This is a genomic window from Acetobacter estunensis, from assembly GCF_019083805.1.
GTDB classification, from domain to species: Bacteria; Pseudomonadota; Alphaproteobacteria; order Acetobacterales; family Acetobacteraceae; genus Acetobacter; species Acetobacter estunensis_A.
Genome location: NZ_JAHRDV010000002.1, coordinates 280,894 through 298,410, shown reverse-complemented (window position 1 = coordinate 298,410; position 17,517 = coordinate 280,894). Strand labels below are relative to the sequence as shown.

At 57.9% G+C, this 17,517-nt stretch carries 19 protein-coding genes and 1 tRNA gene; 11 read left to right on the top strand and 9 right to left on the bottom strand.

Going from position 1 to position 17,517, the window contains the following annotated elements:
* Window positions 1-5: 5 nt before the first annotated feature.
* On the bottom strand, window positions 6-725 hold the full coding sequence (gene lipB / locus KUA11_RS04170; protein ID WP_217409108.1) for a lipoyl(octanoyl) transferase LipB: 720 nt from the start codon (window positions 723-725) through the stop codon (window positions 6-8).
* A gap of 75 nt (window positions 726-800) precedes the next feature.
* Between lipB and KUA11_RS04165 the strand changes: the two genes are divergently transcribed.
* The 9 genes from KUA11_RS04165 to KUA11_RS04125 all read left to right on the top strand — a co-directional run bounded on the left by KUA11_RS04165 (window position 801) and on the right by KUA11_RS04125 (window position 8,024).
* Window positions 801-886, top strand: a tRNA-Leu gene (locus tag KUA11_RS04165).
* 252 nt (window positions 887-1,138) lie between these two features.
* Complete coding sequence (gene galU, locus KUA11_RS04160) at window positions 1,139-2,017, top strand: UTP--glucose-1-phosphate uridylyltransferase GalU (RefSeq protein WP_217409107.1); 879 nt, start codon at window positions 1,139-1,141, stop codon at window positions 2,015-2,017.
* Window positions 2,017-3,426: a phosphoglucomutase/phosphomannomutase PgmG gene (gene pgmG, locus KUA11_RS04155; protein WP_217409106.1), complete on the top strand. Its 1,410-nt coding sequence runs from the start codon at window positions 2,017-2,019 to the stop codon at window positions 3,424-3,426. The genes galU and pgmG overlap by 1 nt, the downstream gene beginning before the upstream one ends.
* 32 nt (window positions 3,427-3,458) lie before the next feature.
* On the top strand, window positions 3,459-3,638 hold the full coding sequence (locus tag KUA11_RS04150) for a DUF3553 domain-containing protein (protein WP_166312758.1): 180 nt from the start codon (window positions 3,459-3,461) through the stop codon (window positions 3,636-3,638).
* Between the two features lie 46 nt (window positions 3,639-3,684).
* Window positions 3,685-4,698, top strand: a complete 1,014-nt coding sequence (gene moaA / locus KUA11_RS04145) for a GTP 3',8-cyclase MoaA (protein ID WP_217409105.1) — start codon at window positions 3,685-3,687, stop codon at window positions 4,696-4,698.
* Window positions 4,699-4,837: 139 nt separating this feature from the next.
* Complete coding sequence (locus KUA11_RS04140) at window positions 4,838-5,623, top strand: nucleotidyltransferase domain-containing protein (protein WP_217409104.1); 786 nt, start codon at window positions 4,838-4,840, stop codon at window positions 5,621-5,623.
* A gap of 28 nt (window positions 5,624-5,651) precedes the next feature.
* Complete coding sequence (locus KUA11_RS04135; RefSeq protein WP_217409103.1) at window positions 5,652-5,840, top strand: DUF4089 domain-containing protein; 189 nt, start codon at window positions 5,652-5,654, stop codon at window positions 5,838-5,840.
* Window positions 5,837-7,195, top strand: a complete 1,359-nt coding sequence (locus tag KUA11_RS04130) for an AtzE family amidohydrolase (protein WP_217409102.1) — start codon at window positions 5,837-5,839, stop codon at window positions 7,193-7,195. Before KUA11_RS04135 ends, KUA11_RS04130 begins: the two co-directional genes overlap by 4 nt.
* Before the next feature lie 118 nt (window positions 7,196-7,313).
* The gene (locus KUA11_RS04125) at window positions 7,314-8,024 is read left to right on the top strand and encodes a YoaK family protein (protein ID WP_217409101.1); all 711 of its coding nucleotides are present in this window, start codon (window positions 7,314-7,316) and stop codon (window positions 8,022-8,024) included.
* An 18-nt stretch (window positions 8,025-8,042) separates the two neighbouring features.
* Here the strand turns inward: KUA11_RS04125 and KUA11_RS04120 are convergent, their stop codons facing one another.
* Complete coding sequence (locus KUA11_RS04120) at window positions 8,043-8,429, bottom strand: DUF4112 domain-containing protein (RefSeq protein ID WP_217409100.1); 387 nt, start codon at window positions 8,427-8,429, stop codon at window positions 8,043-8,045.
* A gap of 157 nt (window positions 8,430-8,586) precedes the next feature.
* On the opposite strand from KUA11_RS04120, the gene KUA11_RS04115 reads away from it, so the two are divergent.
* Entirely contained in the window at window positions 8,587-9,294 is a 708-nt protein-coding gene (locus KUA11_RS04115; RefSeq protein ID WP_217409099.1) for a MarC family protein, read from the top strand.
* Here the strand turns inward: KUA11_RS04115 and KUA11_RS04110 are convergent.
* The 6 genes from KUA11_RS04110 to KUA11_RS04085 form a co-directional block, all read right to left on the bottom strand.
* A complete protein-coding gene (locus tag KUA11_RS04110; protein WP_217409098.1) occupies window positions 9,291-9,890 on the bottom strand; it encodes a uracil-DNA glycosylase family protein in 600 nt (199 codons plus the stop codon). The two genes, KUA11_RS04115 and KUA11_RS04110, sit on opposite strands and share 4 nt — an antisense overlap.
* Complete coding sequence (locus KUA11_RS04105) at window positions 9,883-10,599, bottom strand: NAD-dependent deacylase (RefSeq protein ID WP_217409097.1); 717 nt, start codon at window positions 10,597-10,599, stop codon at window positions 9,883-9,885. The genes KUA11_RS04110 and KUA11_RS04105 overlap by 8 nt, the downstream gene beginning before the upstream one ends.
* Window positions 10,599-12,095, bottom strand: a complete 1,497-nt coding sequence (locus KUA11_RS04100; protein ID WP_217409096.1) for an ArnT family glycosyltransferase — start codon at window positions 12,093-12,095, stop codon at window positions 10,599-10,601. The genes KUA11_RS04105 and KUA11_RS04100 overlap by 1 nt, the downstream gene beginning before the upstream one ends.
* Window positions 12,096-12,354: 259 nt before the next feature.
* Complete coding sequence (cysC, locus tag KUA11_RS04095; RefSeq protein ID WP_217409095.1) at window positions 12,355-14,235, bottom strand: adenylyl-sulfate kinase; 1,881 nt, start codon at window positions 14,233-14,235, stop codon at window positions 12,355-12,357.
* Window positions 14,236-14,255: 20 nt separating this feature from the next.
* Window positions 14,256-15,050 carry a sulfate adenylyltransferase subunit CysD gene (gene cysD, locus KUA11_RS04090; protein WP_217409094.1) on the bottom strand — a complete coding sequence of 265 codons (795 nt, stop codon included), beginning with the start codon at window positions 15,048-15,050 and terminating at the stop codon, window positions 14,256-14,258.
* 25 nt (window positions 15,051-15,075) lie between these two features.
* Entirely contained in the window at window positions 15,076-15,762 is a 687-nt protein-coding gene (locus KUA11_RS04085; protein WP_217409093.1) for a phosphoadenylyl-sulfate reductase, read from the bottom strand.
* A 225-nt stretch (window positions 15,763-15,987) separates the two neighbouring features.
* Here KUA11_RS04085 and KUA11_RS04080 point away from each other — a divergent pair, with 225 nt between their 5' ends.
* On the top strand, window positions 15,988-16,593 hold the full coding sequence (locus KUA11_RS04080) for a glutathione S-transferase N-terminal domain-containing protein (RefSeq protein WP_217409092.1): 606 nt from the start codon (window positions 15,988-15,990) through the stop codon (window positions 16,591-16,593).
* 24 nt (window positions 16,594-16,617) lie between these two features.
* On the opposite strand, the gene KUA11_RS04075 is transcribed toward KUA11_RS04080, so the two are convergent.
* On the bottom strand, window positions 16,618-17,493 hold the full coding sequence (locus KUA11_RS04075) for a methyltransferase domain-containing protein (protein ID WP_217409091.1): 876 nt from the start codon (window positions 17,491-17,493) through the stop codon (window positions 16,618-16,620).
* Between the last annotated feature and the right edge of the window lie 24 nt (window positions 17,494-17,517).

Below are 17,517 nucleotides of genomic sequence, written 5' to 3'. Positions count from 1 at the left end.
ATTGTTCAATCTGTAATGAGACGACACCATTCCTCACGCAGAATAGTGTCCAGTTGCGCGATCGTTATATCCAGTCCCAGATTCCGCAGACTTGTCACGCCGTGTTCGCGAATGCCGCAGGGAACGATGCCTTCAAACGCGGACAGGTCCGGGTCTACGTTGATGGAAATACCGTGCCAGCTCACCCAGCGGGTCACGCGCACACCGAGGGCGGCAATCTTGGATTCTACGCCTGTGGCCTCATCTACCACCCACACGCCCACACGACCTTCCCTGCGTTCCCCTCTCACACCGCACCGGGCAAGAGTGGCGATCACCCAGCTTTCCAGAAACCCGACATAGGCCCGCAGATCGCGGGGCGGCAGAGGGCCATGCTGTCGGGTGAGATCGAGCATGGGATAGGCCACCCGCTGACCGGGGCCATGATAGGTCCATTGCCCTCCACGACCGGCAGAATAGGTGGGATACCCTCGCGGATTAAACAGGTCGGCTTCTTTTGCAGATGTACCCGCCGTGAAGACCGAAGGGTGTTCAAGCAGCCAGATCCGTTCCTGCGCGCCGTCGGCGCGAATGGCGCGTGCTGTCTCTTCCATACGCGCCAATGCCAGCGGGTAGGGGACAAGTTCATCCGAGCGCTCCCACAGGATCTCATGCTCGCCGCCGGGAACGGTTCCGCAGGAGTGCGGGGGAGATAAATCTTTCGCCCGAATCGCAGATTCGGACATTGCGGCATCCTCAAGCATCGGTTATACGCCCTCCAACTTCAGCCGGTATCACTCAAACGATGCCGGTTGTCACGGGCGGCCGTGGCGGAATGGTAGACGCGCAAGCTTGAGGTGCTTGTGGGGGAAACCCTGTGGAAGTTCGAGTCTTCTCGGCCGCACCAAAGTTTCCGGAAATCCGGACACCCATAATGTGAGTTGATTTGGATCAAAGAGTTCTGCCCTCCGGGCAGGGCTGGATCGCAGGAATTGCGATCTCCTCGCATTTGTCACGTTTTTAACAATCTTAACCACTAGAACGATGCGGCCTGTGCGATCTACAGTCGCGCTACAGCAGCGTTACGCGCCGCGCATCCTTCGGAGTGTGCGGCGCGTAATGCTTGGTGTCTGCACATGAGCATAGAAGGTGCCGCTTCGTGACAAAACCTTTGCGTAAAGCCGTTCTCCCCGTTGCCGGACTTGGAACCCGCTTTCTTCCGGCCACCAAAGCCATGCCCAAGGAAATGCTGCCCGTCGTCGACCGGCCGCTGATCCAGTACGCGGTCGATGAAGCCCGCGCGGCCGGCATCGAGGAGATCTGCCTGATCACCGGTCGCGGCAAGGATTCCCTCATCGATTATTTCGATGTCGCGTTCGAGCTTGAGTACACCCTGCGCGAGCGCAACAAGGTCGAAGCTCTCAAGGCGCTGGAACCCAGCAGCATCGAGGCCGGTTCGCTTGTTGCCGTTCGTCAGCAGGAGCCGCTCGGGCTTGGTCACGCCATCTGGTGCGCCCGCAGCTTCATCGGTGACGATCCGTTTGCCATCCTGCTGCCTGACGACATCGTGCAGTCCGGTGTGCCGTGCCTCAAGCAGCTTGCCGATGCGTATTATGCGACCGGCGGCAGCGTTGTGGCCGTGGAAGAAGTGCCCCGCGAGCGCACCAATCAGTACGGTATTCTCAAGCCGGGCAAGGATGACGGCAAGCTGGTGGAGATCGAAGGGCTGGTTGAAAAGCCCAAGCCGGAAGATGCGCCGTCCAACCTGTCCATCATCGGCCGTTACATCCTGACGCCCGAAATCATGCCGTTCCTTGCTCTTCTTGAGAAAGGTGCGGGCGGTGAAGTGCAGCTTACTGACGCCATGGCCAAGACGATCGGCAAGACGCCGTTCCATGGTCTGCGCTATGAGGGCAAGCGCTTCGATTGCGGCAACAAGATCGGCTTCCTTGAAGCACAGATCGCGTTCGCGCTGGAACGTCCCGATCTGGCCAACGACGTCAAAGGCTTTCTCAAAAACTATACGGCGTCACTCTGATGAGCTTTCGGCACACGTTCGAAGCCACGAGCCTCCGCGAGTATGATATTCGCGGAATCGTGGGCAAGACTCTGAGCGTTGAGGATGCGTTCGCGATCGGACGCACCTTCGCCAGCATGGTTATCCGTAGCGGCGGCAAGACCGTGGTGATCGGTTATGATGGCCGCGTTTCCTCGCCTTCATTGGAAGAAGCGCTGGTCAACGGCGCTGTGTCTTCTGGCGCCGACGTGACGCGCATCGGGCGCGGCCCCACGCCGATGCTCTATTTCGCTTCCGTCACGCTCAAGGCGGACGGCGCGATCATGGTCACCGGCAGTCACAATCCGGCCAATTACAACGGCTTCAAGATGATGATGGCCGGCAAGCCGTTCTTCGGCGAGCAGATCCGTCATCTCGGTCATCTGTCGCACAAGGGCGATGTCGTGCCCGAGACCAAGGGCACGGTGAAGACCATCGACATCAAGCCTGAGTATGTGGCGCGTCTGCTTCAGGATTATGACGGTGGTGATCGCAAACTGAAGGTGGTCTGGGACAGTGGTAACAGTGCTGCAGGCGATGTTCTGCCCGCGCTGCTTGCCAAACTGCCGGGCGAGCACACGCTCCTCAATGGTAAGGTGGACGGTACGTTTCCGGCCCATCATCCCGATCCGACCGTAGCCAAGAACCTTGAGCAGCTTATCGAGGCTGTGAAGGCGCAGAAGGCCGATCTTGGTATCGCCTTCGACGGTGACGCGGATCGCGTGGGCGTGGTGGACGACAAGGGGGGCATTCTCTGGGGTGACCAGATCCTTGTCCTGCTGGCGCGCGACGTGCTGAAGAACCATCCGGGTGGCACGATCATCGCGGATGTGAAGGCGTCTCAGGTTCTCTTCGACGAAGTGAAAAAAGCCGGTGGCGAGCCGCTGATGTGGCGCACGGGTCATTCGCTCATCAAGACGAAGATGGCCGAGACGAAGTCACCGCTAGCTGGCGAGATGTCGGGACACATCTTCTTTGCCGACAAGTGGTACGGTTTCGATGACGCGATCTACGCGGCCATCCGTGTGCTGGGCATCGTTGCCCGCATGAAAGAGCCACTGTCGGCGTTCCGCGAGAGCCTGCCGCAGACCGTCACCACGCCTGAGATCCGCTTTGACTGCGATGACGTGCGCAAGTTCAAGGTGATTGAAGAAGTGGCGGAACGTCTGCGGAAGGATGGCGCGGATGTGTCCGAGATCGACGGCGTTCGCGTGAACACGCCGGATGGTTGGTGGCTGCTTCGTGCTTCCAATACGCAGGCCGTGCTTGTTGCGCGCTGCGAGGGCAAAAGCGAGCGGGGGCTGGACAATCTCAAGGCAGCACTTGCTCGCCAGCTTGAACTGTCCGGTCTGGAAAAGCCCGACTTTTCAGGTGAGAACGCCGGTCACTGAGGTCTGCTTTCCCAGAAAAGGAGTGGCGTTTCATGAGTGATGATACGTTTCGCTCCTTTCTGGAGCCGGGCCAGTGGGTCCGGCATCCCGATCATCCTCAATGGGGTGACGGACAGGTTCAGTCCGCCATCGGTTCCCGCGTGACCGTCAATTTCGAACACATGGGCAAGGTGGTGCTCGACGCCCGTGTCGTGACGTTGCAGGTGATCTGACACTTCCGGCTTTGCCGCGGGTCGGTTGCGGGCATATATAGTACCAATGCAGTCCGGTCTGATCGACTCCCAGGGCAGACACGTGTCCTATCTCCGCGTCTCGGTTACGGACCGATGCGATATGCGCTGCCTTTACTGCATGGCGGAGGAGATGGAGTTTCTTCCGCGCGACGATGTCCTTACGTTCGCTGAACTTGATCGCATCTGCACAGTATTCATCCGCCGGGGCGTGCGACGCATCCGGCTGACGGGAGGGGAACCTCTGGTCCGTCGGGGGATCGATGGGTTTGTGCGGGAACTTGGGCGCTGGACGACAGGCAATGCTCCGTTAAAGTTGGATGAGCTGACTCTCACCACCAATGGCACTCAGCTTCCTGTGCATGCTTCCGCATTGAAAGAGGCGGGTGTGCGTCGCGTCAATGTGAGCATGGATTCACTCGATCCGGCACGCTTCGCCAGTATCACGCGGAGAGGCACGCTGGAGAGAACGATAGCGGGCATCCACGCCGCGCGTGAGACGGGGCTGGAAGTGCGCGTGAACACGGTGGTCATGCGCGGTGTGAATGACGATGAACTGGATCGTCTCATTGCATGGTGTGGAGAAGTCGGGACCGATCTGTGTCTCATCGAAACCATGCCCATGGGCGAGACGGGAGATGATCGCACCGGGCATTATCTCCCATTAGGAGAGGTTCGCCGCGATCTTGCCCAGAAGTGGCATCTTGTTCCGCTGACGGACCGGAGTGCGGGACCTGCCCGTTATATGCGGGTGGAAGAAACCGGTCGCCGGCTAGGGTTTATCACCCCGCTAAGTCACGACTTCTGTGCGACCTGCAATCGGGTAAGGGTGTCTTGCACCGGGCAGCTTTACACATGCCTCGGGTCCGATGGTGCGGTCGATCTTCGCCGGATCCTGCGAGAAGGCGGGACAGACGATGATCTGCTGACAGCCATCAATCTGGCGCTCGCTTTCAAGCCGGCCCGGCATGATTTTTTCATTCCCCAAGAGGGGCAGGATGTGCGCGGGCCCGCCCGTTTGATGAACGTGACGGGAGGCTGATTCGGCACTTGTCGGGCATGCGGTTGACGGTATCCATTCCGCCCCGGAAACTGATGTAAAAGCATATTTGGCAATGAATGTTGGGTTTTTGGAAATGAGTCCCGTGTTGAATGATGGAGACTCGGGACAAGAGGCAGGAATGAACGGGAACACCAAAGTTACGCCAGTCATCCGCGATATCGTCGAGCGGTCGCTGGAGGAAATCGAAGACTCGCTTGAGGCACGGATTGTGCTGGCCTTTGAGTCAGGGGCGCGGGGCGCTGGTACGCCTTCACAGGACAGCCCGTGGCGCATTCATTTCGTGTTCGTTCATTCGCTCGACTGGTATCTGCGCCTCACTCCCGGCGCGGACAGCGTCGATTTGCCAGTATCGGATGATTTTACGCTTACGGGGTGGGATATCGGCCGTCTTGTTCGCACCATGAAAAATGAAAATCCCGGCGCCACAGCATGGTTGCGTAGCGCCATTGCGTGGCGCGCGGACGAGGATCTTCTTTCCCGTCTCGAAGCCTTGCAGCGTCGGAGTTGGCAGCCGGGGCAGGAGTTCCGGCGCCAACTGGATGAAGGTGTGAGCACCGTCCAGGGATGGCCGTTTGGTCACACCATTCTTCTGGATCAATATTTTACTGCCCTACGTGCGACCCTGTCCGCCCGTTGGATTGCTGATGGGCGTGGCCCACTGCCAGGGGATTTCCATGAACTCTGTTACGATATGGATGCCGACTTGCACGAAGAGATTATGAATCTTGTGCAAAAGAAGGCCGAGAGTCCATTGAGTATCCCGTTGCCGCCTTCGCGTCATTCGGAGGTGTTCATGGAGGCCGAGCAGAAGCGGTTGAAATATCTGGTGTTGCCATCTGGTGTTGTAACATCTGCAAAACCATTCGACCGGCTGTTTGCCGATACGGTTCGTCGCTTCGGCTGATAGGATTGTGGATTGGAAGGACAATAAGATGAGCGAGACCGAACAGGACCGGATCACCGAAGTGCGGTTTCTCGCCCGTCAGGTCAATCTTCCGATTCCCGAAGCCTGTCTACCGGGTGTTCAGGCCAATCTGGCCCTTTTGAGAACGCATGTGGATCTGGTGGAGAGTGTATCTCTTCCCGATGATTGCACGCCCGCTTATGTGTTTACGCCATGATGGGTGGAGGGCTTACGGCGACAGCCAATCGTGTGCGGTTCGGCATCCAGTCAGCGCATGAGATCGTTGAAACAGCGTTGCATGAATTGGAGACGCGCGATCATGCATGGCATTGCACGACGCGACTGTTATCCGAGCGCGCCCTTCGTATGGCGGACACGGTGGACGCTCGCATCAAAGACGGCGATCAGGTGGGACCACTTGCGGGGGTGCCATTCGGGGTAAAGGATATCTTCGATCTGGAGGGGATCACGACCACGGCGGGTTCCGTTGTGCTGAAGGGAAATCCTTTGGCCAAGCGGGACGCAGCAGTTATCCAGAGTCTGATCGCGGCCGGGGCCATTCCCGTTGCCACACTCAACATGGATGAGTTCGCATACGGGTTCGTGACGGAAAACGCGCATTACGGCACAACGCTCAACCCCCATGATCCGACCCGGCTTGCGGGTGGATCTTCCGGTGGTTCGGCGGCGGTCGTGGCAACCGGGATTCTTCCTTTTGCACTTGGTTCTGACACCAATGGTTCGATCCGTGTGCCGGCGGCTCTGTGCGGCGTGTGGGGTCTCCGCCCGACACAGGGCGCATTGCCGATGGATGGCGTGTATCCTTTTGCCTCCAGCCTTGACACCGTAGGACCGCTGGCTGCGCGCGCGGAAGACCTCCGCTGTGTATTCGAGGCGATGAACGGAGCCTCCATCGCCGATATTGATGACGTCATGTCCTTTCGGGTCGCGCGTCTGAGAGGATGGTTCGCCCGTGATCTGCCGCCTGCGTTGCTGGAGGGGCTCGATAGGATCATGGCTTTTTTCGGCAGTTCCCATGAGATCGAGATGTCGGGGGTGGAGCGGGCCCGTTCAGCGGCGTTCGTCATTTCTGCCTCCGAAGGCGGTAATCTTCATCTCCCGCGACTGCGTAAATGTCCGATGGATTATGATCCCGCGACCCGTGATCGCCTGATGGCGGGAGCGCTTCTCCCTGCAGCGGCGTTCATTCAGGCCCAGCGACTAAGAAATGCTTTTCGCAACTGTTTGCGCGAGCTTTTCAAAACAACGGACATTCTCATCGCTCCCACTGTGGCGGGTGTCGCTCCACGTATCGACGCCTCCACCATTCTTGTGGATGGCAAATCTGTTCCGGCTCGTGCCAATCTGGGCATTCTGACCCAGCCGCTCAGCCTTGGGGGGATGCCGATTCTGGCGGCTCCGTTGGCGCCTCATCTCAATGATGCTGAGCCCAGACTTCCGGTGGGCGTGCAGCTTATTGCCGCTCCCGGCCGGGAAGATGTGCTTTTCGCGGCAGCGCGTGCACTCGAACAGGCTGGCATTTTGGGGTATCCCACGCTTGCGACAAGCTGATTTCGGATTTTTGTCGTTCTGTTCCTGAGGGCAGGAACCAGATGCTCGGCATTGTCATGACGGATCAGCGTTGAGGTGGTCTCCTTGCCGCTTCTGATTGAGGAAAGAAGGGCGTTCAATGCTCTGGCATGAGGGAGACGAAAGAGATTCGACGGCCGATCTGAAGCTCGGTTGCTCTTTGTCGGCCGTTGCTGGCAGCATCAATGTGGCGGGATTTCTGGCGGTAGGATTTTATTCTGCCAACATGACAGGGAATGTCTCGATCATTGCTTCTGCGCTTGAGCAGGGAAAGATAGAAGACGTTCTCTTGGTTGCGGCACTCATTGGCACGTTTGTCACGGGGGCTTTTCTGGCCACTGTACTGGTAAATGCCGGTCGCCGCCGTGAACTGCGCTCCATCCATGCGTGGAGCATCATGCTGGAAGCCGGTTTACTTGCGGCTTTGGGTGTTTTCGTCATCATCTATCCTCAAGAAAACACTCAACCGGTCATGGTGTATGGGTTCAGCTTTCTCATGGGATTGCAGAACGCGACGGTAACCCGAATATCCAATGCACGTGTACGGACCACCCATGTGACGGGTCTTCTAACGGATATCGGCACGGAACTGGCCGACTGGCTTGGCGGACGCTTTGTTCCTCTCGATTCCGAGGAGCGGCGTGACAGTCGGGAAAAGCTCAGACTTCACGCTGCCATCGTGTTGTCTTTCGTGATTGGCGGTACGATAGGCGCTGTTTTCTACACGCGCTGGCACGGCTATTTTCTGGTATTCGTCGCGTTGTTTCTTGCCGCCTTGGTCATTGTTGGAACAGATCGCCAAAATAGCTGAGCTCTTTGTTTGAATCGTTTAATTCGGACGTATGCCGAAGTGGCGCTCCAGAAGTTCCACGTTCCGAAGATTGGCCTTGAAAGCGACATCGACGACATCTCCCACAACTGGCACAAAATCCAGTCCAGCTTCCACGATGATGTTGAGAAGCATTTTTCCAAGCACACGTGCCGGCACTTGCAGTTGTCGCGCTTCCCATACAAAGAAAAGAGAGATCGCTGTCATGACCAGTGTGCCGCCCACTGGCAGTAGCCCTATGATGGCGTCCGCCCCAAACCGCCACCGTGTGCCCGGGATTTTCAACGCCGCATCAAGCAGCCACGCCAGCTTTCGCAGACGTGCCACACGTTGCAGTGTATCCGCTCCGAGAGGAGGAAGAATGTGGCCGTGAAAGGCCGTGCTCATGTTCATCCCTTAAACATGGGAGGCCTGTATTTTCTGCACAAGAAGCTTGATGCGGAATCGATTCAAGTCTGTTATGGGGACGCGGCCTAGGCCATTACGCCTACGTTCATCATTATTCCATAAGCTGGTCGAACCAGGATCGGGATCCCGTCGGACAATGTATCTCCCTGCTTCGGTCACGGTCGCTCGCGACAGTTTCCTTCTGGCCTATCCGGCCTTTTTCTCCATCATCAATCCGCTGGGCGCTGCGATCATCTTTCTGCAGGCGGCAGGGGACCATACCGCAAAAGAACGCGCTGATCTGGCGCGTCTGGTGGGGATCTACACTTTCAGCATTCTGATGGTGTCCATCTGGGCAGGCAGTCTGCTGCTTGGCTTTTTCGGCATTACCATCAATGCCCTTCGTCTGGCAGGCGGCCTGTTTGTGGCACGTGGCGGCTGGGTGATGCTGCAAAGCCCGGAAGATACCGAGCATAAGCGGCAAAGCCAGATCATGCAGGATGACGGCACGCCGGTCTCTTCACCCAACTGGCGCGACATTGCCTTTTTCCCGCTCACCATGCCTTTTACGGTGGGACCGGGCACCATGTCGGTTGCGATCGCTCTGAGTTCGGGGGACAGCGGTCGAAATTCGCTCGCATATGGCGTGGGTATTTCAATTGCCGCGGCAGCTTCGGCCGTGACGGTCTGGGTGGCCTATGCTTATGCGGAGCGTCTCACGTCCATGCTCGGTGTGACCGGCACACGTATTCTGAGCCGTCTGGCGGCCCTGATTCTGATGGCGATCGGAGTGCAGATCATGGCTGGTGGAGTGATCGGTTTCATGCAGGAGGCCATACATTCGAGTGGCCTGGCTGCGCATTAGATCGGCGTGACCGGTTGTTCAAGGGCGAGCCGCACTTCTTTCCTCAGGGCGGGCAGAACTTCATCTCCGAACCACGGGTTCTTCCGCTCCCATGCCCCGGTTCGCCACGATGGATGGGGGAGAGGGAAAAATTGAGGGAGATAGTCCCGAAAATGCGCCACCCGATCCGACACACGGCCTGCACCAAGCACATAGTCCTGCGCATAAGCTCCCACGAGCAGCGTAAGGCGAATATTGGGCAGCTCAGCGAGCACCTCTTCGCGCCATAAAGGTGCGCATTCACGACGGGGCGGTCTGTCTCCACCCTGCGGCAGACGACCGGGGTAGCAGAAGCCCATTGGGACCAGCGCAACTTTCTCCGGATCGTAAAAAGTGGAACGATCCATGTTCAGCCAACTTCGCAGGCGGTCTCCAGAAGCGTCATTGAAGGAAATGCCGGTTTCATGGACTTTTGTGCCCGGCGCCTGACTGGCAATCAGCAGCCGTGCCCGCAGCGAGACATGGAGGACGGGACGTGGTCCCAGAGGGAGATGGGCGGCGCAAGCCGTGCAGGCTTTTATCCGCTTCAAAAGGGCTGCCAACGTTTCATCACTCATGAACACGGCCCTCCTGTAAGAGGCTCTGGACAAAACGCGGTACGATCTGAGTGGCGGGGCCATAGGCTGCTTCATCGAAAAGCACGGCATTTCCAGAAGGAACCAGATTGAGTTCAACAGTATGAGCGTGTCCGGACGCCTGTTCCACAAAACCTGCTGCCGGATAAACGGTGGCGGAAGTGCCGATCGCCACAAAAAGATCGCAACGCGCAATGGCCGAAAGAATACGCTCCATATGCAAGGGCATTTCGCCGAACCAGACGACATCTGGCCGCAGAGTGGGTTGGTCACATGCCGGACAACATGTTTCCGGATGACAGTCTTTTTCCCAATGGAACGTGATGCCGCAGGCGGAGCAACGTAGCCGCTTCAATTCGCCATGCATGTGGAGGACATTTCGGGAACCGGCACGTTCGTGCAGGTCGTCGATATTCTGCGTGACGAGCAGAAAAGCGTCGTCTTCGTTTGGATGACAGGCATTTTCCAGCGCAGCCAAGGCTTCATGTGCCGGGTTAGGATGGACGGCTTGCAACTCGCGACGTCGTTGGTTGTAGAAGTCGTCCACCAAAGCAGGATTGCGGGCAAAGCCTTGTGGTGTGCAGACATCCTCCAGCCTGACCTGGGACCAGATGCCACCTTCGTCGCGAAAGGTTTCAAGTCCGGATTCCTGACTGATGCCAGCGCCTGTAAGGATAACGATACGCGACATCAGGGGATCGACCGTGTTGAGAACATTGTGTTGCGGCCAAATATTTGCAGCGCGTTTTCGGATTTCTTCGACATTCTTCGACTATAGACGATGTGATAATTCCGGTTGAGTTCTTCCATCAGAAGGGAACGTGTGCGTGTATTTTCGCCATCGGGGCCGATTTTTTCAATGAAGATATAGCGTGGCTTTTGCATCAGTACATGCTGAATTTCTGTGACAGGATTCATCCCGGTGGCCTGTGCTTCCATTGCCTGATGGAAATGGCCGGGGAAGGGGTGTGTTGTGAGATGACACCACGGCGCCCTATCGTAGGGAGCCACAGGCCCTTCGTAGACGAATACGCAGCCAGAAGGCTTTGACAAAACCTGCATGAATTCTTTCATGGTGTGTCTGTCACCATGTCGTCTCGCATAGTCACCCAGCCTTTTCTCGCCCCAGATTGTTCCTATTACGATGAGGCTGACAAGCCCGATACGCCCATTGGTCCGGTTCCATAGAGGAGCGTTGATCAGCGCCAGCGGAAGAAAGGTGGGGAGAGCGTAGTGATTATACCAACCGCCAAAGACGACGAGACCGAGACAGGAGGATGCCGCCCAAAGTTCGAAAAAGCACACTGGCACGGAATATCGTGAAACTTTTGGCATCGTGAAATACGCCAAGATTCCTCCCAATATTAGAGGAAGTTCAACGGCGACAATATGTTTTATATTATTGAGAACAAGTGCGTTCGGTCCTTCTGATCGAAGGAAAATGGAATTGATATTGGCGAATACCCACTCTTGGCCATGCCCCTCCAGATAATAAAGGGCTGCCACCAAACCGGTGGGCAGAATGGCCACACCGATCCAGAGGCTGGCGTCCAGAAGAGTGGACAGCCACGATCTGGCTATTCTGCGGTCATACCAAAGAAGAAAACAGCCGAGGAAAATTCCTTCAAAAACAGCAGTATATTTTATCTGCAACGCCAGTCCGAAGAGTGCCATGGCTTCAAGCCCGGTGCGACGGATATGTGCAGGACCGGTCGGTTGGAGAAGAACCTGAAACACGACCCGTGCCATGGCAGTGGCAACGAGCAGGTTATAAAAGACCGGGGATTGTCCGCCTTCTCCGCCAGAAAGTTCGAGCCAGCAGATGTAAAGAAGCGCCGCAGCGATAGCTCCCCCAAGAGGAGCAATCGTTCGAGCCATTTTCATGATGAGAAAAGAAGTACGCCAGACGCTCAACAGTGCCGCGATTTGATAAGCCCAGATGCGGTAGGGGCCGAATAAATGGAAAAAAGCGTAAAGAAGGAACAGGCCGGCTGGTTTTCGATCCCAGATATCCACATAAGGGATATCACCTTGCAAAATACGTCCGCCGACAAAGAGGTAAAACTCTTCATCGACATGGATGAGAGGGTTACCAAATGTCTGAAAGCGGCACAGAATGGCGAAAGCCAGCAGAAGAAAAGCGATTTTTACTCGTGTTGTTCGGCAATCAGGACGAGGCTGCATCACAATCGTGTCTTTATCCTGATAGCGGGGGAAGAGCTTGCAAGCATGAGGCGCTCTTCCGGTCTATTGCAACGAATAGAATGTATTATTGAGCAATGATGCTGTCAGATGACATTTATATGACGCCACTTTCGTGGCGAAAGTCGTCTTTTTATCTCAACTTCCAACCCAACAGCGCAGATCGAAAATAGTTTCGGCGTTTCTGAATAAAAAACGTAATGCTGAGGATGGACATTCCATCCATCCTCAACATCGGTGCTTTTTAGTGAATTGCGTTCAGCACATGATTCACAAGTGCATCGGCATTCTGTTCAGGCGTCGCCTTGTCTGCCTGAATATGTAGGTCGGGTTTCGTTGGCGCTTCATAGGGCGCACTGATGCCTGTGAAGTTCTCGATCTTTCCGGCACGCGCCGCCTGATACAGCCCTTTGGCGTCGCGCTGTTCACAGGTGCCAAGACTGGTATCGACAAACACCTCGTCGAATTCGGTCCCAATGATCTTGCGCGCCAGCGCGCGATCCGCCGCAAGCGGCGAGATCAGCGCCACGATCACCACCTGCCCGGTGTGGGCAAGGATTTTCGCGACTTCAGCCGCGCGACGGACATTTTCATGACGGTCCGCTTCGGTGAAGCCCAGATCGCTGCACAGACCCATGCGCAGGGTGTCACCATCCAGCAAACAGGTATCAATGCCGCGCGCGAACAGCTTTTTCTCCGCCAGACGTGCAATCGTGCTCTTGCCAGCGCCCGAAAGACCGGTCAGCCAGACCACACGCGCGGCATGCCCTTTGCTGCGGGCACGTTCCTGAGCGTCAAGCTCGCCACCTGATGGATGGATGGCATGCTTGCCGTCCAAGGTCGCAGGGCCGAGCAGAGGCGCACCACCAACGATGCGCTGGTTGCGGTCCACCAGCACACCACGGCCGTCAGACGTGCCGGGGGCGAACGGGTCGAACTGAATGGCTTCGCCCGCTACCAGAGTGACTTGCGCAAAGCCTTCCGGACCGACTTCTTCAGCCTTCTGTTCCGTCAGGTCATCCAGTCGCATGACGGAATCGATGGACGCCACAGTGACCTGATGCTCAGCCGTGGCTAGCCGCAGACGAAAACTTTCGCCAGCCCGCAGCGGTTCCTGACGCAGCCAGAAGATATGCGCATGGATGCGCGCCGCCTTTTCAGGCGCTTCGTGCGGCAGGAACAGCAGGTCGCCACGTGCAGGAATGACGTCGGGTTCAAGCACGAGAGCGATGGATTCACCCGCTTCCGCTTCTGGCCGTTCGGCCGCGTGCCAGCGAGCAATCTCTTTCACGCGGGCTGTGCTGCCCTGTGTGCCGATCTGGAGCGTATCACCCACACGCACTGTGCCACGTTCCACGCGACCGGCGACATAGCGCACGTCCTCAAAGCGATAGACGTCCTGCACCGGCATGCGGAAAGGAAGCGCTGCCCGCGTATTGCCACTGGGAACCGCAGCGAGGGCTTCGGTCAGGATCGGCCCCGTATACCACGGGGAGCGCTCGGAGCGGCTGGCAATGTTGTCGCCATCCCGGGCCGATGCTGGGACGAACAGGGAAGGCGTCAGACCGAGTTGCGCCAGCAGGTCCGTCACAGATGCTTCCACAGCCTTGATCTTCTGTTCATCGAAGTTCAGCAGATCGGCCTTGTTGAGCAGCACGATGATGTGACGGATGCCAATCAGACGCAGCAGCATCGCGTGACGGCGCGTCTGTTCCTGTGCACCTTCATTGGCGTCCACGACCAGCACGGCGGCTTCAGCGTCCGCGGCACCTGTGATCATGTTGCGCAGAAACTGGCGGTGTCCCGGAGCATCCACGATGACAAACTGGCGGTTGCCCATGCGGAAAGGTATGCGCGTGGAATCGACCGTCACGCCCTGATCGCGCTCGATCTGAAGGCTGTCGAGGAGGAAACTCCATTCGACGGCCAGACCGCGCTTTTTGGAGGACTCAACGATCTGCGCGACTTTGCCGTCCTGCAGATTGTCCGTGTCATAGAGCAGGCGGCCGATCAGCGTGGATTTGCCATGGTCAACATGGCCCACGATCACGATGGGCGTTGCGGAATCCAGCAGGGCTTCGCGGTCTGCGGCGTCGAGGCGGGTGGCGGTGAGGGTATCGCTCATGATGTCAGTTCCAGCCTCTCTCAGAGATAACCTGCGACGCGCAGCCGCTCGAATGCGTCTTCCGACTCATGATCCATGGCGCGACCAGCGCGCTCGGACGTCTTGGTCGTCTCCAACTCAGTGATGACCTCCGCCAGCGTGGCGGCGTTGCTCTCGATAGGAGAGGTGATGTCGGCATCACCGAGCGAGCGATAACGCTTGCCGTCTTTGGCGAAATAGAGATCAACCAGCGGGATACCTTCGCGCTCGACATAACGCCAGATGTCGATCTCGCGCCACGAAAGCAGCGGATGCACGCGAATATGCATCCCTTCTTCATGCGGGGTGGCGTACTGGTCCCAGAACTCAGGAGGCTGGTTACGGATATCCCACTTATGGGACGCGCCGCGTGGGCTGAACACACGCTCCTTGGCGCGTGTGCCCTGTTCATCGCGACGGATACCGGCGATCACGCCCTGGAGCTTGTGCTTCTCGATCATGGCGGCGAGACCGGCGGTCTTGCGAGCGGCGGAGCGGGCAGCCGGCGGCAGCGTGGGGTCCATCTCTTCGACAGGAGGACAGTCGCCCAAGAGCAGATCGAGATTCCACTTCTTGGTGTATTCGTCACGGAATGCGTACATTTCCGGGAATTTTTTGCCCGTGTCCACATGCATGACCGGGAACGGCACGCGCCCCATGAAGGCCTTTTTGGCCAGCCAGATCATGACGTTGGAATCTTTGCCAAGCGACCACAGCATGGCCAGCGGCTTCAACTTGCGATACGCCTCGCGAAGAATGAAGACGCTCTGCGCCTCCAGTTGATCGAGATGGTCCATGGTGCGGAACCTTTCTTCTCTTCTGTCAGGTCGGCTTGTGGATGCCGCATTCAACCTTGGCAAGCCCGGCCCAGCGACCGGCTCGCGGATCTTCATTTTCACCCACGGGGCGTGTGCAGGGAGCGCAGCCGATGGAAGGATAGCCTTTCGCCGCCAACGGATGCGGGGGCAGACCACGACGTGTCATTTCCGCCTTGATCTCGTCTGCCGTCCATTCGGCGAGAGGGTTGATCTTTATCCGGCCACCATCATCGGGTTCGATGATTTCCATACGTTTGCGTGTCGCGGACTGGGAACGCTTGCGACCCGTCACAAGAGCGGGATAGGGCAGGGTAGCCGTATCGAGAGGTTCGACCTTGCGCAGGCGGCAGCAGGCGTCCGGGTCGAAGGCCCAGAGTTGCCCCTCGGGATCCCTATCCTCGATCACACGCGGAGCAGGACGCACATCGATCACATTCGTAAGACCCAGCGTCTTCGCCAGTTCATGACGGTATGCGATGGTCTCGGGAAAATGCATCCCGGTTTCCAGAAAAAGCACGGGGAGATCGGGATCGGTTTCCGCCACGAGCGCCAGCAGCAGGGCAGATTCCGCTCCGAAAGAAGACAGAATGGCAAGCTGCCCGGGCAGAACCCGACGCGCGGCGGCGAGAACGGCGTGGGCATCAGTCCCGACGTCGCGAAGCGCTTCGATCTGCTGCTGGGTAACGGTCATGGGACGCCCCTGCTGTTATACAACCAAAATCCGTGATTTCTCGGTCATGTAGGGGAGGAAAACCCCACTGGCAAGGCCATTCACGGATTTCCTAGGTGTTTTTGCCAAAAAATCCACTATTTCAAATCGTTTTATCGAAGGCGTGCCTTGTCCGTCCGTTCATGCCAAGGTCCATACAGGTGGCTGTCATCATGGACGGCCCAGCCTTCAATGACGGAGGATAGCATGAAACTTTACTACACTCCCGGAGCCTGTTCGCTGGCCTCCCACATCATTCTACGCGAAGCAGGTTTGCCCTACACGCTGGAGCGGGTCGATCTGGCAACGAAGAAGACGGAAACCGGGCAGGATTATCTGAAAATCAACGGACGCGGCGCCGTTCCGGCCATTGAAATCGAACCCGGTGTCGTGATCACCCAAAATCCCGCCATCTTGCAATATATCGGTGACCATTCGTCCGTTGAGGCTTTTCATCCGCCTTACGGCTCGCTGGAACGTGCTCGCCTGCAGGAAGCTCTGGGCTTTTGTGGCGATCTGCATTCGGCCATCGGCGGGCTCTTCGATCCCACACTTGAAGGAGCGGCCCGGGAAAAAGTTCTGGCTGCCGTGAAGCGGCGGCTGGGACAGTTCGAAGCCATGTTTCCAGACACGGGCGACTACTGGCTCGCCGCCGGTTTTACACAGGCCGATGCGTATGCCGGAGTGATTCTTTCATGGACTGGACCTCTGAAGATCGATCTCGGTCCTTACAGGAAAGCAAGTGCGCTGCTGGCCCGTGTGATGGCGCGCCCGACCGCTGTTGTGGCCCGGAAGGAAGAAGGGCTTTCCTGACGGGATCGAAACGCGACGGGACGATTACTCGTTTTCCAGAACGTCGCGCAGGGACGTCGTGAACGCGCCGGGTGCCAGTGGCTGAGGCTGAGTGGGGGCTGGCGCCCACGCGCTGATGATGGCCAGATGCAGCGGCATGGCAAGGGTGCCATCCGTGTCCTGATGTTCGCTGGAGAGCATGTCCAGCGCGGCGGGAAAAAGCAGTCGGGAGGGTGTGCGTCGGTCACGCAGGCTGACGGCATTGCTCTCCCCCGCGGCTTTCAGATCGCGCAGAAGCGCCAGACCGGAACGGTAGCGAATGTCGATGGCCTCCGCATCCACGACCGGAAGGGCAAATCCCGTTCGCTGGAGCAGTGCCGCGCAGTCCCGCAGCGTCGGGAGTGGGGAGACGCGGGGCGAAACTCCTCCACTGACAGCAAGTTCGGCTTCGCCCAGACTTTTCCGTAGCGCAGATAAAGTTGGTAGAACCGGAACGCTGGCCAGCAGCAGACCATCGGGACGCAGCACCTGACGGATCTGGAGCAGGGTGCCGGGAAGGTCGTTCACCCAATGCAGCGACAGATTGGCCACCACCAAATCGAAGTTGCCGGGAGCAAAGGGAAGAAACTCTTCGTCGGCGCACACGGACAACACATCCGGGATGCAGTTGCGTTGGGCCAGAGCCAATGAGAGATCGCTACAGACCACCTCGATCCCGCGCGCCTGGAGGCCGGAAATCGTGCTGCTGCGTCCGCCCAGATCGAGTGCCAGCGGGAAGCGGCGGGTCAGATCGTCCAGACGGTCGAGCAGGCGCTCGGCAGCATTGTCGAGAACATCCTGCACGCCATCAAGCGTGCGGGCTGCGCGGTCACGGTGCAGGCGCACGGCGTGACGGTCAAAGGTGAGGTGTGGCTCGGACATGTCTTTCAGGATGTGCGCCCGCTC